This window comes from Mycolicibacterium sp. ND9-15 (genome assembly GCF_035918395.1).
GTDB lineage: Bacteria > Actinomycetota > Actinomycetes > Mycobacteriales > Mycobacteriaceae > Mycobacterium.
Genome location: NZ_CP142362.1, coordinates 289,459 through 305,018 on the forward strand (window position 1 = coordinate 289,459; position 15,560 = coordinate 305,018).

At 68.1% G+C, this 15,560-nt stretch carries 15 protein-coding genes; 1 reads left to right on the forward strand and 14 read right to left on the reverse strand.

The features are described from left to right. Nucleotides 1–33 precede the first annotated feature (33 nt). The 12 genes from metK to pyrR all read right to left on the reverse strand — a co-directional run bounded on the left by metK (nucleotide 34) and on the right by pyrR (nucleotide 13,063). The gene (gene metK, locus QGN32_RS01380) at nucleotides 34–1,242 is read right to left on the reverse strand and encodes a methionine adenosyltransferase (protein WP_326546906.1); all 1,209 of its coding nucleotides are present in this window, start codon (nucleotides 1,240–1,242) and stop codon (nucleotides 34–36) included. Nucleotides 1,243–1,369: 127 nt separating this feature from the next. Beyond that, nucleotides 1,370–2,617, reverse strand: a complete 1,248-nt coding sequence (coaBC, locus tag QGN32_RS01385) for a bifunctional phosphopantothenoylcysteine decarboxylase/phosphopantothenate--cysteine ligase CoaBC (protein ID WP_326546907.1) — start codon at nucleotides 2,615–2,617, stop codon at nucleotides 1,370–1,372. Between the two features lie 29 nt (nucleotides 2,618–2,646). After that, entirely contained in the window at nucleotides 2,647–2,964 is a 318-nt protein-coding gene (rpoZ, locus tag QGN32_RS01390) for a DNA-directed RNA polymerase subunit omega (RefSeq protein WP_326546908.1), read from the reverse strand. A gap of 74 nt (nucleotides 2,965–3,038) precedes the next feature. Continuing rightward, on the reverse strand, nucleotides 3,039–3,614 hold the full coding sequence (gene gmk / locus QGN32_RS01395; RefSeq protein WP_326546909.1) for a guanylate kinase: 576 nt from the start codon (nucleotides 3,612–3,614) through the stop codon (nucleotides 3,039–3,041). Nucleotides 3,615–3,624: 10 nt separating this feature from the next. Further along, entirely contained in the window at nucleotides 3,625–3,942 is a 318-nt protein-coding gene (gene mihF / locus QGN32_RS01400) for an integration host factor, actinobacterial type (protein ID WP_003889986.1), read from the reverse strand. A gap of 432 nt (nucleotides 3,943–4,374) precedes the next feature. Further along, a complete protein-coding gene (gene pyrF, locus QGN32_RS01405) occupies nucleotides 4,375–5,193 on the reverse strand; it encodes an orotidine-5'-phosphate decarboxylase (protein WP_326546910.1) in 819 nt (272 codons plus the stop codon). A gap of 2 nt (nucleotides 5,194–5,195) precedes the next feature. After that, entirely contained in the window at nucleotides 5,196–8,543 is a 3,348-nt protein-coding gene (gene carB / locus QGN32_RS01410; RefSeq protein ID WP_326546911.1) for a carbamoyl-phosphate synthase large subunit, read from the reverse strand. Between the two features lie 78 nt (nucleotides 8,544–8,621). After that, nucleotides 8,622–9,764, reverse strand: a complete 1,143-nt coding sequence (carA, locus tag QGN32_RS01415; protein ID WP_326548878.1) for a glutamine-hydrolyzing carbamoyl-phosphate synthase small subunit — start codon at nucleotides 9,762–9,764, stop codon at nucleotides 8,622–8,624. 14 nt (nucleotides 9,765–9,778) lie between these two features. After that, nucleotides 9,779–10,282 (reverse strand): PH-like domain-containing protein, encoded by a 504-nt coding sequence (locus tag QGN32_RS01420; RefSeq protein ID WP_326546912.1) that lies wholly within the window; start codon nucleotides 10,280–10,282, stop codon nucleotides 9,779–9,781. Continuing rightward, entirely contained in the window at nucleotides 10,279–11,577 is a 1,299-nt protein-coding gene (locus QGN32_RS01425; protein WP_326546913.1) for a dihydroorotase, read from the reverse strand. Before QGN32_RS01425 ends, QGN32_RS01420 begins: the two co-directional genes overlap by 4 nt. After that, a complete protein-coding gene (locus tag QGN32_RS01430) occupies nucleotides 11,574–12,524 on the reverse strand; it encodes an aspartate carbamoyltransferase catalytic subunit (protein ID WP_326546914.1) in 951 nt (316 codons plus the stop codon). The genes QGN32_RS01425 and QGN32_RS01430 overlap by 4 nt, the downstream gene beginning before the upstream one ends. Next, nucleotides 12,521–13,063 carry a bifunctional pyr operon transcriptional regulator/uracil phosphoribosyltransferase PyrR gene (pyrR, locus tag QGN32_RS01435; RefSeq protein ID WP_442791812.1) on the reverse strand — a complete coding sequence of 181 codons (543 nt, stop codon included), beginning with the start codon at nucleotides 13,061–13,063 and terminating at the stop codon, nucleotides 12,521–12,523. Before pyrR ends, QGN32_RS01430 begins: the two co-directional genes overlap by 4 nt. Nucleotides 13,064–13,248: 185 nt before the next feature. Here pyrR and QGN32_RS01440 point away from each other — a divergent pair, with 185 nt between their 5' ends. Continuing rightward, entirely contained in the window at nucleotides 13,249–14,451 is a 1,203-nt protein-coding gene (locus QGN32_RS01440) for a serine hydrolase domain-containing protein (protein WP_326546916.1), read from the forward strand. A gap of 56 nt (nucleotides 14,452–14,507) precedes the next feature. Here the strand turns inward: QGN32_RS01440 and nusB are convergent, their stop codons facing one another. Together nusB and efp are read right to left on the reverse strand one after the other, a co-directional pair. Beyond that, a complete protein-coding gene (gene nusB, locus QGN32_RS01445) occupies nucleotides 14,508–14,993 on the reverse strand; it encodes a transcription antitermination factor NusB (protein WP_326546917.1) in 486 nt (161 codons plus the stop codon). Beyond that, nucleotides 14,986–15,549 (reverse strand): elongation factor P, encoded by a 564-nt coding sequence (gene efp / locus QGN32_RS01450; RefSeq protein ID WP_326546918.1) that lies wholly within the window; start codon nucleotides 15,547–15,549, stop codon nucleotides 14,986–14,988. Before efp ends, nusB begins: the two co-directional genes overlap by 8 nt. Nucleotides 15,550–15,560 lie beyond the last annotated feature (11 nt).

Below are 15,560 nucleotides of genomic sequence, written 5' to 3' on the forward strand. Positions count from 1 at the left end.
CACCGCCGGTGCGGCTCCACAAATCGCCGCGCTCTAGACGGCGGCCTTCAGCTCGTCGACCTTGTTGAGCTGCTCCCACGGCAGCTCGACGTCGGTGCGGCCGAAGTGGCCGTACGCGGCGGTCTGCGCGTAGATCGGCCGCAGCAGGTCCAGGTCGCGCACGATAGCGCCGGGACGCAGGTCGAACACCGAGGTGATCGCCTTCTCGATGCGGGCCGGATCGACGGTCTCGCTGCCGAACGTCTCGACGAACAGCCCGACCGGAGCCGCCTTGCCGATCGCATAGGCCACCTGCACCTCGACGCGCTCGGCCAGACCCGCTGCGACGACGTTTTTCGCCACCCAGCGCATCGCGTAGGCCGCGGACCGGTCCACCTTGGACGGATCCTTGCCCGAGAACGCCCCGCCGCCGTGACGGGCCCAGCCGCCGTAGGTGTCGACGATGATCTTGCGGCCCGTCAGCCCCGCGTCACCCATCGGGCCGCCGAGCACGAACTTGCCGGTCGGGTTGACCAGCAGGCGGAAGTCGGAGGTGTCCATCGAGTCGTGGTTCAGGTCGGCCAGCACCGTGTTGACGACCTTTTCGCGAATGTCCGGGGTCAGCGTCTTCTCCAGGTCGATGCCAGCGGCGTGCTGCGTCGAGAGCACCACGGTGTCGAGGCGCACCGGGGTGGTGCCGTCGTACTGGACGGTGACCTGGGTCTTGCCGTCGGGCCTCAGGTAGTCGAGAACGCCGCTCTTGCGGACCTCGGTCAGCCGGCGCGACAACCGGTGCGCGAGCGCGATCGGCAGCGGCATCAACTCCGGGGTGTCGCGGATCGCGTAGCCGAACATCAGGCCCTGGTCACCGGCGCCCTGCAGGTCCAGCGGGTCGCCGGCACCCTCGACCCGCGTCTCGTGTGCGGTGTCGACACCCTGCGCGATATCCGGCGACTGGCGGCCGATGCCGATGTTCACACCGCAGGTCTCGCCGTCGAAACCCTTCTCCGACGAGTCGTAGCCGATCTCCAGGATGCGCTCGCGCACGGTGGTGGCAATGTCGGCGAACGCCTCCTTGGCCGCGGTCGTCACCTCGCCGACGACGTGCACCTGCCCGGTGGTGACCAGCGTTTCCACCGCGACCCGCGACTTGGGATCGCCCGCGAGCAACGCGTCGAGCACCGAATCGCTGATGGCGTCGCAGATCTTGTCGGGGTGGCCCTCGGTTACCGACTCACTGGTGAACAGCCGAGCTTCACTCACGCTGTGATCCTTTCCGCTCAAAGTCATCTTCAAGATAGTTAGTTCATCAAGTTATAAGTCTGCCCTGTTGCACCTAAGCGTGTGCTCCGGTCGCAGGCAAGCATTTCACGCAGCGAAGTGACTCGGGCTACCCGCCGCTCCGTAGGAAGGCCACGATCGCGTCCACGATACGGCTGGCCATCAGTGTTTTCGAACCGTGCTCCAGCGCGGACTCCGTGCCGTCGGCCGCGAGCAGCCAACCGTCGTTGTTGTCCACTTCGAACGCCCGGTTCTCGCCCACCGCATTGACCACGAGCAAATCGCATCCCTTGCGCTGTAACTTCGCACGGGCATGCTGGAGCACGTCGCCGTTGGCATCGCCGGTCTCCGCAGCGAATCCCACGATCGCGCGCATGTTGGGCAGCAGTCCGTCGGCGCGGGCCCGCACCGCACCGGCCAGCACGTCCTCGGTGCGGGTCAACTCGATGACCGGGTCCGCGGCGGCCGGGTCGGCGGACTTCTTGATCTTGCTGGTCTGCATCTGCGTCGGCCGGAAATCGGCCACCGCGGCGGCCATCACCAGCACGTGGGCGTCCGGAGCGTGTTTGGACACCGCGTCCTTGAGCTGGGCGGCCGCCCCGATGCGCACGACATCGACGCCGGCCGGGTCGATCAACCCGGTGGTGTTACCGGCGATCAGCGTGACGTCGGCGCCGCGCTGGGCCATGACGCGAGCCATCGCATATCCCTGCTTGCCCGAACTGCGGTTGCCGATGAAGCGCACCGGGTCGATGGGCTCGCGGGTGCCCCCCGCCGACACCAGCACCTTCACGCCGGCCAGGTCGTAGGGCAGGGCATCTCCCCTGGTCAGCAGAAGCTCGGCCAGCGTCGTGATCTCCTCGGCTTCGGGCAGCCGGCCCGCTCCGCTGTCGGATCCTGTCAGCCTGCCCGACGCCGGTTCGAGCACGACCGCTCCGCGGCGGCGCAACGTGGCGACGTTCTCCACGGTCGCCGGGTGAAACCACATCTCGGTGTGCATGGCCGGGGCGAACAGCACCGGACATCGAGCGGTCAGCAGCGTCGCGGTCAGCAGGTCGTCCGCCCGGCCCGCCACGGCACGCGCCAGGAGGTCCGCGGTGGCGGGCGCAACGACGACGAGGTCGGCTTCCTGCCCGAAACGCACGTGCGGGACCTCATGGACGTCGTCCCAGACGCCCGTCTGCACTGGGTTTCCCGAGAGGGCTTCGAAGGTGGCGGCACCGACGAACCGCAGCGCGGACTCAGTCGGCACGACCCGGACGCTGTGCCCTGCCTCGGTGAGCTGCCTGACGACGGTGGCCGCCTTGTAGGCGGCGATGCCACCGGCGACGCCGACGATGATCCGCTTCGGCTCCATGGCGGCCGCTCCCCTGAGATCGCTGGTTGCTACTCGCCTTCGGTGTGCTCGAGCAGGTCTGCGTGGATCTCGCGCAGCGCGATCGACAGCGGCTTCTCCTGCAGCCCGGGCTCGACCAGCGGGCCGACGTATTCGAGGATGCCGTCGCCGAGTTGGTTGTAGTAGTCGTTGATCTGGCGCGCACGCTTGGCGGCATAGATCACCAGCGCATACTTGCTCGACGCGCGGTCCAGCAACTCGTCGATGGGCGGATTGGTGATGCCCAGCGGCGTGTCGTAGGCGCTGGCGCCGGACCTGTCGATGTCGTCCACAGCGGCCAGCTGCGTGTCGGCGTGCGGGGTGCTCACGTAAAAATCTCCTGGCGGTTTTGACTGGATGCTAGGTGGCTGTCGGGTCAGACGGCACCGTGGCCGGCGCGGGGTTATCGGTGGCCCACCAGCAAGGATACCAATTCCGCGCAGGCAGACTCCAATTGGCTGTTCACGACGACCGTGTCGAAGTCGCCCTGCGCGGCAAGTTCGGCTCGCGCGGTCGCCAGCCGGCGCTCTATCACCTCGGGCGTCTCGGTGCCGCGCCCGGCGAGTCGGCTCTCGAGTTCCGCCCAGCTGGGCGGGGCGAGAAACACGGTGAGCGCCTCGGGCATGGCCCTCTTGACCGCCCGCGCCCCCGCCAGGTCCACCTCGATGAGGACGGGCCTACCGGCGGCGACGGCATCGCGGACGGGTTGGGCAGGGGTGCCGGAGCGATGCAGCCCGCCGTGGATCTCCGCCCATTCGAGCAGGCCCCCTTCGGCGATCAGGTCACGAAAACGGTCAGGCGTCACGAACGAGTAATCGACGCCGTCGACCTCGCCGGGGCGGGGCGCCCTGGTGGTCACGGAGACGCTGAAATGCAGGTCGGGGACGCGTTCGCGCAGACAGCGAACGACGGTCGACTTCCCGACGGCTGAGGGGCCGGACAGCACGACAACACGGCCGGCCCCTCGGCCGGCGCTCAAACTTCTGCGCCTAGGACTGGTCGAACTTCTCCAGCAGCGCCTTGCGCTGACGATCGCCGAGGCCGCGCAAGCGGCGGGTCGGCGCGATCTCGAGTTCGGTCATGATCTCCTGCGCCTTGACCTTGCCCACCTTGGGCAACGCCTCCAAGAGCGCAGAAACCTTCATCTTGCCCAAGACCTCATCGGTCTCGGCATCCTTGAGCACCTGCTTGAGGTTGGTGCCGCCGCGCTTGAGCCGGTCCTTCAGCTCGGCTCGGGCTCGACGTGCGGCGGCAGCCTTCTCCAACGCGGCCGCGCGCTGTTCGTCGGTCAACTGGGGAAGGGCCACGGGGTTCCTCCGTCTCGTCACCATCGGTTGTTACTGCCTCGGCTGATAGGGAAAGAACCCAGAAACAGCCAGCGACGACGACCGTACCCACGCAGGCTGACGAAAGCGAACCCCACCCCCTGGTTGGGGCGTCAAAAGCCCAGCGTGTAGGGCGGTCGCGCGCACGACACACGATGTGCGTCTCGACGCCCGGGACGGCGAAATCCCGCTTCCCGCCACCGGAATTGCCTGTATATCAAGGCAATTCGGATCGTGGGACGCCCGTTTTCACGCGCCCGGGGCGTGACCTGCGCCACACCGCGAGCCGACCCAGCTGGCGAAAAAGAAAATTTTCGCTGGTCATACGCATTCGGGCGTGTCGCGCGGCCCGCGAGTGTGATGCCTGTGACAGATGTTTTTGATGTTGCCTTTGAGCTGTGCGGTGTCGCACCATCAGGCCAGGTAGGCCACCGCGTCGCGCATCGCTTCGGCGGCTCCCCGCAGCGCGGACAGATCCGGCCCCGCGCGCAGCACCTCACGAGAGACGGCGGGCAACAGCTGGCCGTGTTCGGCTTCCCCGAGGCCACCGAGGGCCTCGGGACGCCCGCCCTGCGCTCCCACGCCGGGGACCAGCACCGGACCGCCGAGCGCGCTCACGTCGGGCGGGTCGGCCAGCGTCGCACCGACGACCACTCCTACCGCACCCGGCTCCGGCGCCCTGTCGCGGTTGACCGCACCGGCGGCATCGACGATCGACTGCGCGACGGTCACTCCCCCCGCCTCGGCGCGCTGCACGGCTGCGCCTTCCGGGTTGGACGTGGCCGCCAACACGAAAACCCCGCGGCCGTGCGCGTGGGCGACGTCGAGCAGCGGCCGCAGCGAGCCGAATCCCAGATACGGTGACGCGGTGACGGCATCGGCGGCCAAGGGCGAATCCCCCGCCCAGGCTTGGGCGTAGGCAGCCATCGTGGAGCCGATATCGCCCCGCTTGGCGTCGGCGAGCACCAACACTTCGGCATCGCGGAGCGCCGCGATGGTGCGTTCGAGGACCGCGAAACCGGCGGCGCCGTAGGCCTCGAAGAACGCGACTTGCGGCTTGACCACCGCGAAGCCGGTGAACGCGTCCACGCAGACGTCGCAGAAGCGGGCCAGCCCCTCGGCGTCGACGGGCAATCCCCACGCCCGCAGCAACTCCGGATGCGGGTCGATGCCCAGGCACAGTGGTCCGCGCCGGGATATCGCGGCCGCCAGTCGTCGGCCGAACCCGTCCACGGCTACGGCCCCAGCGCGCTGTGCAGTTCCTGCAGCGACATCACGTCGATGTCGCCGCGGATGGCGGCCTCGATGCCCTGCACGGCCGCCGAGGCGCCCTGCACGGTCGTCACGCAGGGAATGTTGTTCGACACCGCGGCCGAGCGGATCTCATAGCCGTCCACGCGCGGGCCCGAATTGCCGTACGGGGTGTTGATGACCATGTCGACCTCGCCGGCCTTGAGCAGGTCCACCGCCGAGGCAGCAGGCCTGCCGTTTCCCGGCGGCTCGAAGTGCTTGCGGACCTCGTCACACGGAATACCGTTGCGACGCAGCATTTCCGCGGTACCTTCGGTCGCCAACACCCGGAATCCCAGGTCTGCCAGACGCTTGACCGGGAACACCAGGGAACGCTTGTCGCGGTTGGCCACCGACACGAAAACGGTGCCCTCGGTCGGCAGCGAACCGTAGGCGGCGGTCTGGCTCTTGGCGAACGCGCTGCCGAAATCGCGGTCGATGCCCATCACCTCGCCGGTGGACTTCATCTCCGGCCCCAGCAGGTTGTCGATCTGCGCACCGTCGGCGCGACGGAAGCGGTTGAACGGCAGCACGGCCTCCTTCACGGCGACCGGTGCGTTGCGCGCTGTAGTCGCCCCGTCACCGCTCTTGGCCAGCACACCTTCGTCGCGCAACGAAGCGATACTGGCGCCCAACATGATCCGGGCGCAAGCCTTGGCCAGCGGCACCGCCGTCGCCTTCGAGACGAACGGGACCGTGCGACTGGCACGCGGGTTGGCCTCGAGCACGTACAGCACGTCGTCCTTGAGCGCGTACTGCACGTTGAGCAACCCGACGACGCCGATACCGTGCGCGATGGCCTCGGTGGCACGGCGCACCGATTCGATGTCGCTGCGGCCCAACGTCACCGGCGGCAGCGCGCACGACGAGTCGCCGGAGTGGATCCCGGCCTCCTCGATGTGCTCCATGATGCCGCCGATGTAGACCTCGCTGCCGTCGCACAGCGCGTCGACGTCGATCTCGATGGCGTCCTCGAGGAAGCGGTCGACGAGCACGGGATGCTCCGGCGAGAGCTCGGTGGCGCGGTGAATGTAGCCCTGCAGGGTTTCTTCGTCGTAGACGATCTCCATGCCCCGGCCGCCGAGGACGTACGACGGGCGCACGAGCACGGGATAGCCGATGTCGGCGGCGATTCGGCGGGCCTGCTCGAAGCTGGTCGCGGTGCCGAACCTCGGTGCGGGCAGGCCGGCGGTGTTGAGCACCTCACCGAATGCGCCGCGGTCCTCGGCCAGGTCGATGGCCTTGGGACTGGTTCCGACGATCGGCACGCCGGCCATCTCGAGTCGTTCGGCAAGGCCCAGCGGGGTCTGACCGCCGAGCTGCACGATGACGCCGACGACGGCGGGGCCGCCTGCCCCGGAGGCTTGTTCGGCGTAGTACACCTCGAGGACGTCTTCGAACGTGAGCGGTTCGAAGTACAGCCGGTCGGCGGTGTCGTAGTCGGTGGACACGGTTTCGGGATTGCAGTTGACCATGACCGTCTCGAAACCGGCCTCGCTCAGCGTGGTGGCGGCATGCACACAGCTGTAGTCGAATTCGATGCCCTGGCCGATGCGGTTCGGCCCCGAGCCGAGGATCAGCACCTTGGGTTTCTCGGTCTGCGGTGCGACCTCGGTCTCGGCGGCGGGGTCGAGCTCGTAGCTGCTGTAGTGGTACGGCGTCTTGGCCTCGAACTCGGCCGCGCAGGTGTCGACGGTTTTGTACACCGGATGGATCCCGAGCCGGCTGCGCAGCGCCCGCACTCCGACCTCACCGGCCAACTCCGGGCGCAGGGTGGCGATCTGGCGATCGGACAGACCGTGGTACTTGCTGCGCCGCAGGAGATCGGCGTCCAGCACCGGGGCAGCCAGCAGTTCTTCGCGCAGCGTGACCAGCCCGGCGATCTGCTCGACGAACCACGGGTCCACGCCCGATGCCCGCGACACCTGCTCGACGGTCGCGCCACGGCGCAGCGCCAGTTCGAGGTCGTACAGGCGCCCGTCGGTGGGCGTTTCCAGCCGCGTCAACAACTCTTCGACCGTGACGGTGTCTTCTTCGGCGTCGGGTTTCGTCCAGAACCCGGCGCGGCCGGTCTCCAGCGAGCGCATCACCTTTCCGAGCGCTTCGATGAAGTTGCGGCCCAACGACATCGCTTCGCCGACCGACTTCATCGTCGTGGTCAAGGTGCCGTCGGCGCCGGGGAACTTCTCGAAGGCGAACCGCGGCGCCTTGACCACTACGTAGTCCAGGGTCGGCTCGAAGCAGGCCGGGGTCTCCTTGGTGATGTCGTTGACGATCTCGTCGAGGGTGTAGCCGATCGCGAGCTTGGCGGCGATCTTGGCGATCGGGAACCCGGTGGCCTTGGACGCCAACGCGCTCGAGCGCGACACCCGCGGATTCATCTCGATGACGATCAGGCGCCCGTCGGCCGGATTGACGGCGAACTGGATGTTGCAGCCGCCGGTGTCGACGCCCACTTCGCGCAGGATGGCGATGCCCAGGTCGCGCATCGTCTGGTACTCGCGGTCGGTGAGCGTCATCGCCGGTGCGACGGTGACCGAGTCGCCGGTGTGCACACCCATCGGGTCGAGGTTCTCGATCGAGCACACCACCACGACGTTGTCGCGGCCGTCGCGCATCAACTCGAGCTCGTATTCCTTCCAGCCGAAGATCGACTCCTCGATCAGCACGTTCGCGCTCGGTGACGCCGCGAGACCGTCGCCGGCCATCCGTTCGACGTCATCGGCCGAATACGCCATGCCAGAGCCCAGCCCGCCCATCGTGAACGACGGCCGGACCACGACCGGCAGCCCCAGGTCTTCGACCGTCTCCCGGACCTCGTCCATCGTGAAACACACCCGGGACCGCGCCGACTCGCCACCGACCTTGGCGACGATGTCCTTGAACCGCTGCCGATCCTCGCCGCGCTGAATGGCCTCGAAGTCGGCGCCGATGAGCTCGACGCCGTACCTGTCCAGCACCCCGTTCTCGGCGAGCGCCACCGCCGTGTTCAGCGCCGTCTGGCCGCCCAGCGTGGCCAGCACGCCGTCGATCTTGTTGCCGCGCTCGGCCTGCTGGGCGATGATCCGCTCGACGAAGGTCGGTGTGATCGGCTCGACGTAGGTGTGGTCGGCGTATTCCGGGTCGGTCATGATCGTGGCCGGATTTGAGTTGATCAGGCTGACCTGCAGCCCTTCGGCCCGCAACACGCGGCACGCCTGGGTGCCGGAGTAGTCGAACTCCGCGGCCTGGCCGATCACGATCGGGCCCGAGCCGATCACCAGCACGTGGTTGAGGTCACTCCGCCGCGGCATGCCCGTCCCTCCTACCACGAGCGGCCGTGTCTGCACGCGACACGCCGCGACGATCTGTACAACAGCGGTCGTTCGCGCTCACTTCTCTCCCGCCATCAGGTCGACGAACTGGTCGAACAGGTAGTTCGCATCGTGCGGGCCCGCCGCGGCCTCGGGGTGGTACTGCACCGAGAAGGCAAGCCCGCTGACGAGTTTGATGCCCTCGACGACGCCGTCGTTGGCACACGTGTGGCTGACGACCGCCTCGCCGAACGGGGTGTCGAAGCGCTCCCCGGCCTCACCCTCGAGCGCGAACCCGTGGTTCTGCGCGGTGATCGCGACGGCGCCGGTCGCGTGGTCGATCACCGGCACATTGATCCCGCGGTGGCCGAACACCATCTTGTACGTCGAGCGCCCGAGCGCGCGGCCGAGAATCTGGTTGCCGAAGCAGATGCCGAACAGCGGGATGCCTGCGCCGAGCACCTCACGGGTGACGCCGACAATGTGATCGGCGGTCGCAGGATCACCTGGGCCGTTGGACAGGAACACCCCGTCCGGCTTGAGGCCGGCGATCTGCTCGTAGGTCGCCGACGCGGGCAGCACATGGCTGCGGATACCGCGGCGCGCGAAGTTGCGAGGGGTGTTGGTCTTGATACCGAGATCGATCGCGACCACCGTGAACCGTTGCGGCCCTTCGGGTTCCACTACATAGGGAGTATCGGTGCTGACCTCGCCGGCCAGGTCGGCGCCGAGCATGCCGGGCTGCTCACGCACCCGGTCGAGCAGTTCGTCCGCCTCGGCCAGTGCCCGCCCGGAGAACACTCCCGCTTTCATCGAACCTCGACTGCGCAGATGCCGCACCACCGCGCGGGTGTCGATGCCCGCGATCCCGACGATGCCTTGATCTTCCAGTTCCGCGTCCAGCGTGCCGGTGGCTCGCCAGTTCGAGGCCCGCGGCGACGGGTCGCGCACCGCGTAGCCGGCCACCCAGATCTTGTCGCCGCGACTCTCGGCGTCCTCGTGGTTCCAGCCGGTGTTGCCGATCTGCGGTGCCGTCGCGATCACGATCTGTCCGTGGTAGCTCGGGTCGGTGAGCGTCTCCTGATAGCCGGACATGCCGGTGGAGAACACCGCCTCGCCGAGCGCCTGCCCGCGCGCGCCATACGTCGTGCCGGTGAACACCCGGCCGTCCTCCAGCACCAGCAGTGCCCTCTGCTCTTCGCGACGAGCGCTCGTCGCCACCTTGCCGGTTCCGGTCACGCCGTCTCCTGTTCCACCCAGTGCGAGTACTCGCGACGGTCGTTCGCGCGAAACCCGGTGTCGATCTCGGTGCCCGACGGCAGCCGCCAGCGGATCGCGAGAATGCCCTCGTGTGTCATAGCCTTACCCGCGATCCCCCGCTCCTTGCGGATCTCGGTGATCGCCTCGTCGGGGATCCAGATCGGCACGGCACCGCTGCGCTGCAGCATGATTCCTTCGGGGTAGCGGGTCAGCACGGCCTTGGTCCGGAAGCCCAGATCGCCGACGACGACCCGGTCGTTCCAGTGCGGAGCGAACGTGCTCCCGACGTACAGACCCTTGGTGGCGGACACGATCGCCGGCCCGACGGTGTCCGGAAGGGCGGGCAGCGTGCCGATGCGCACGGCCTGACGCTCGGCGCGACGTCGCCACCCGCGAATCATCGCCTGGATCAGCACCGCGATGACCACGGCGACGATGGCGGCCATGATCAGCGACCCGACAAGCGTGCCCGTATTCACGCCGGGCTCTTTCCGTCCCGCGCAGTCACCTTGCCGCGCAACAGGGTCAGCGTGACCGCCGCGGGCAGTTCGAACGCCTCGTAGGGCGTGTTGGCCGACCGGCTGGCCAGCGCGGACCCCTCGACCGTCCAGGTGGCGTCGGGATCCACGACGGTCAGGTTGGCCGGCTCACCGACCTCCAGCGGCCTGCCCTGATCGGGCAGACCGACGATCTCCGCGGGCCGCTCGCTCATCACCCGCGCGATGTCGCGCCAGGTCAGCAGCCCCGGCCGCACCATCGTGTCGACCACCACCGACAGCGCGGTCTGCAACCCGAGCATGCCGGGGCGGGCGACGGAGAACTCGCAGCACTTCTCGTGCTCGGCATGCGGAGCGTGATCGGTGGCCACACAATCGATGATCCCGTCCGCCAACGCTTGGCGCAGCGCCCGGACATCGGCGGCCTCACGCAGCGGCGGGTTCACCCGGTAGCGCCCGTCGTAGGTGGCCAGGCGCTCGTCGTCGAGCAGCAGGTGGTGCGGGGTGACCTCGGCGGAGATCGAGATGCCCTGCGCCTTGGCCCATCGCACGATTTCGACGGAGCCCGCGGTCGACACGTGGCAGATGTGCACCCGCGCCCCGGCGTCGCGTGCCAGCAGCGCATCACGCGCGACGATCGACTCCTCGGCCGCGCGCGGCCACCCGGCCAGACCGAGCCGCGCCGCGTTGGGGCCTTCGTGGGCGACCGCGCCGACCGTGAGCCGCGGCTCCTCGGCATGCTGGGCGATCAGCACACCGAGCCCGGTGGCGTATTCGAGCGCCCGGCGCATGATCAGCGGGTCGTGCACGCAGATGCCGTCGTCGGAGAACATCCGCACCTGTGCGGAACCTGCGGCCATCAGGCCCATCTCGGTGAGTTGGGCGCCCGCCAGCCCGACGGTGACCGCGCCCACGGGGTGCACGTCGACCAGGCCGACCTGCTGCCCTCGCTGCCAGACGTGGTCGGTGACTACCGGGCTGTCGGCGACCGGGTTCGTGTTGGCCATCGCGAAGACCGCGGTGTAGCCGCCCAATGCCGCTGCGGCCGAACCTGTTTCGATGTCCTCGGCGTACTCGCGGCCCGGCTCGCGCAGGTGGGTGTGCAGATCGACGAAGCCGGGCAGCAGGACCTGGCCGGTGGCGTCGATGACGTCTGAGACTTCGTCGGGGATCGGGAGTTCGGCGCCGATGTCGGCGATCTGCCCGTCGGTCACCAGCACGTCGACGCGGTCGCCCTCGCCGTAGAGCCGCACTCCGGAGATCAGTACGGAACTCATGCGCTGATCGCCCCTTCCTCGGCTCCGACCAGAAGGTGGAACAGCACCGCCATGCGGATATGCACGCCGTTGGAAACCTGTTGCAGCACCGCCGATTGCGGCGAATCGGCGACGGAGAACGCGATCTCCATACCGCGGACCATGGGGCCAGGGTGCAGCACGACGGCGTTGCCCGGCAGCATCGCCTGCCGCTTCTCGGAGAGGCCGTAGAGCACCGAGTACTCCCTGGCCGACGGGAAGAACCCGCCGTTCATGCGCTCGGCCTGCACCCGCAGCATCAGCACCGCATCGGCGATCGGCAGTTCGGCGTCGAGGTCATGCGACACCGTGACCGGCCAGTCGGCGACTCCGACCGGCAGCAGGGTGGGCGGTGCGACCAGGACCACTTCCGCGCCGAGCGTGTGCAACAGCAGCACGTTAGAACGGGCGACGCGGCTGTGCAGGACGTCGCCGACGATCACCACCCGCCTGCCCTCGATGTCGCCGAGCCGCTGGCGGATGGTGAGCGCGTCCAGCAGCGCCTGGGTGGGGTGTTCGTGGGTGCCGTCGCCGGCGTTGATGACCGCCGGCCCGCGCCCGTCCCCGGTGGCCGTCCACTCGGCGAGTTGCTGCGGCGCACCGGAAGCGGGGTGCCGCAGGATCAGCGCGTCGGCGCCGGCGGCCCGCAGCGTCAGCGCGGTGTCGCGCAGCGATTCACCCTTGGAAACCGACGATCCCGAGGCGCTGACGTTGATCACGTCCGCGCTCATCCACTTGCCCGCGACCTCGAACGAGACCCGGGTGCGGGTCGAGTTCTCGTAGAACATCGTGATGATCGTGCGCCCGCGCAGGGTCGGCAGCTTCTTGACATCGCGACCGAGCAGAGCCTGGCTGAAGCGGTCGGCGTTGTCGAGAATCGCCACCGCGTCGTCGCGCGACAGATCCGCCGCCGAGAGCAGATGTTTCACCGAATCGGACCTCCGTGAGGCGCGATGGACACGCTGTCATGGCCGTCGTGTTCGGCCAGCCGGACCTTGACGTTCTCGGTTCGCGACGTGGGCACGTTCTTGCCCACGTAGTCGGCGCGCAGCGGCAACTCGCGATGCCCACGGTCGACGAGGACCGCCAGTTGCACCGCCCTCGGCCTGCCGAGATCGCGCAGGGCGTCCAGCGCCGAGCGGACCGAGCGGCCGGTGTAGAGCACGTCGTCGACGAGGATGACGAGGGCCTGGTCGATGCCACCCTCGGGGATCGACGTCTCCTCCAGCGCCCGGGGCGGCTTGAAGTCGAGGTCGTCGCGGTACAGCGTGTTGTCCAGCGCGCCGTGCGGGACCACGACGCCGGAGAATTCGTTGATCTTCTCGGCGAGCCGGGTGGCAAGCGTGACGCCGCGGGTCGGGATGCCGAGCAATACCACGCGGGGGGCATCGGGTCCGTCGAGTGCGGTCTTCTCGATGATCTGATGGGCGATGCGGGAGATGGTCCGGCCGACGTCCGCTGCGGACATCAACTCCCGGTCGGTGCCTGACGAGTCTGAATGCGCGCCCAAGCGACTCTGACCTCCTTCTCCGCCTCTCTGGACGGCTCCTTAAAGGACGTCGAAACTGTGGGCGAGCTTAACACCCGCATCGGGGGGCGCTGACCGCGCCACGACCGTGACTGTGCGCCCCGCGGCTCAGTAGGCTTGCCGCAATGAAACTCGACGGCAACCAGGCGTCCATCCGCGAGGCGATCGATGCCGGGCTGCTCGCCGGCGCGGTGACCCTGGTGTGGCACGCCGGTGGAGTGCGCCAGGTCAACGAGTTGGGCCATCGCGACGTCGACGCCGGGTTGCCGATGCAGCGCGACACCATCTTTCGCATCGCCTCGATGACCAAACCCGTGACGGTCGCGGCCGCGATGAGCCTCCTCGAGCAGGGCCGGTTCACGCTCAGCGACCCCGTATCACGGTGGCTGCCCGAACTCGGAGATATGCGAGTGCTGGCCGACCCGCGCGGTGAGCTCGACAAGACGACACCGGCCCGCCGTCCCATCACGTTCGACGACCTGATGACCCATCGCAGCGGCCTGGCCTACTCGTTCTCGGTGCTGGGCCCGTTGAGCCGCGCGTACGGCAGGATGTCGTTCCGCCAGGACCAGGACCGCTGGCTGGCCGAACTGGCCGAGCTTCCGTTGGTGCACCAGCCCGGCGAGAGGCTCACCTACAGCCACGCCACCGACGTGCTGGGTATCGCGTTGTCGCGGATCGAGGGCAAACCTCTGTCCGACGTTCTGCGCGAACGGATTTTCGAGCCGCTGCGCATGGTCGACACCGGGTTCTCGGTGACTCCCACCGGCCGTCGTCGCGCTGCGACGATGTACAAGCTCGACCACAACAACGTCCTGCAGCACGGAGTGATGGGACCCGCGCACATCACCGATCCGCCGTTCTGCACCGGGGGTGCGGGGTTGTGGTCCACGGTCGACGACTACCTGCGCTTCGCGCGCATGCTGCTGACCGGCGGCATCTTGGACGGAGTACGGGTGCTTTCGGAGGAGTCGGTGCGGTCGATGCGCACCGACCGGCTCACCGAGGAGCAGAAGCGCCAGAACTTCCTCGGCGCGCCGTTCTGGGTGGGCCGCGGCTTCGGGTTGAACCTGTCGGTGGTGACCGATCCAGCGAGGTCACGCCCGCTGTTCGGCCCCGGCGGGATGGGCACGTTCAGTTGGCCGGGCGCCTATGGCACCTGGTGGCAGGCCGACCCGTCGGTGGACCTCATCCTCATCTATCTGATCCAGAACCTTCCCGATCTCAACGTCGACGCGGCCGCGATCGCGGGCAACACGTCGCTGGCCAAACTGCAGAGCGCTCAACCGAAATTCGTCCGCCGGACCTACCAGGCGCTGGATATCTGAGTGTCGCCGCTGGCGGCACGACGCAGCCCAGGGCTCTGATCGTCGTTCGGCATCTTCTAATCCACGCTACCGCCACCGCTTCCCCGCAGGGCTTGCGCGGCCGCCCGGATCTGTGGTGTCACGAGCATCACCTGACCGAGCACGCCGTTGACGAAACCCGGTGAGTCGTCTGTCGATAACTGTTTGGCGAGTTCGACCGCCTCGTCGACGGCGACCGGCTCGGGCACATCCTCGGCGTGCAACAGTTCCCACACCGCCACCCGTAGGATCGCGCGATCGACGGCGGGCAACCGCTCCAGCGTCCACCCCTGCAGGTGCGAAGCGATCAGATCGTCGATGTGCGCGGAATGCTCCGTCACGCCGCGCGCCACCGTCACGGTGTACGGGTTGAGCGGAGACACGTCGGACTCCTTGTCCGCCAGCGCAAGTCGCGCCTGGGCCACCTCCGCAGGGGTCAGCCCGCGCGCTTCGGCCTCGAACAGCAGGTCGACCGCGCGCTTGCGGGCCGCATGCCGGCCCCGATGAGCTCGACGGTCAGGCATTCACCCGACCCAGATAGCTGCCATCGCGCGAGTCGATCTTGAGCTTGTCACCGGTGTTGATGAACAGCGGCACCTGGATCTCGGCACCCGTCTCCATCGTCGCCGGTTTGGTGCCCGCGCTGGATCGGTCGCCCTGCAGGCCCGGCTCGGTGTGGGTCACCTCGAGTTCCACGGTGACGGGCAACTCCAGATAGAGCGGGTTGCCGTCGTGAAAGGCGATCTGCACCGGCAAGTTCTCCAGCAGGAAGTCGGCCGCGCGGCCGACCATCGACTCGGGCAGCGGATGCTGGTTGTAGTCCTGCGAGTCCATGAACACGAAGTCGGCGCCGTCGCGGTACAGGTAGGTCGCATCGCGCCGGTCGACGGTGGCGGTTTCGACCTTCACCCCGGCGTTGTAGGTCTTGTCGACGGTCTTGCCGGAGACCACGTTCTTGAGTTTGGTGCGCACGAAGGCCGGGCCCTTACCGGGCTTGACATGCTGGAACTCGATGATCTGCCAAAGTTGGCCGTCGATCACCAGGACGAGCCCGTTCTTGAAGTCGGCGGTCGATGCCACGTCGGTAGTAC

What these genes read in the sequence shown, in the direction of transcription:
- coaBC (WP_326546907.1), bottom strand. Translation starts at nt 2,617, where the DNA reads ATGGAGCCGAAGCGGATCATCGTCGGCGTCGCCGGTGGCATCGCCGCC.
- carB (WP_326546911.1), bottom strand. Translation starts at nt 8,543, where the DNA reads ATGCCGCGGCGGAGTGACCTCAACCACGTGCTGGTGATCGGCTCGGGC.
- QGN32_RS01425 (WP_326546913.1), bottom strand. Translation starts at nt 11,577, where the DNA reads ATGAGTTCCGTACTGATCTCCGGAGTGCGGCTCTACGGCGAGGGCGAC.
- pyrR (WP_442791812.1), bottom strand. Translation starts at nt 13,063, where the DNA reads ATGTCCGCAGCGGACGTCGGCCGGACCATCTCCCGCATCGCCCATCAG.
- QGN32_RS01440 (WP_326546916.1), top strand. Translation starts at nt 13,249, where the DNA reads ATGAAACTCGACGGCAACCAGGCGTCCATCCGCGAGGCGATCGATGCC.
- nusB (WP_326546917.1), bottom strand. Translation starts at nt 14,993, where the DNA reads ATGCCTGACCGTCGAGCTCATCGGGGCCGGCATGCGGCCCGCAAGCGC.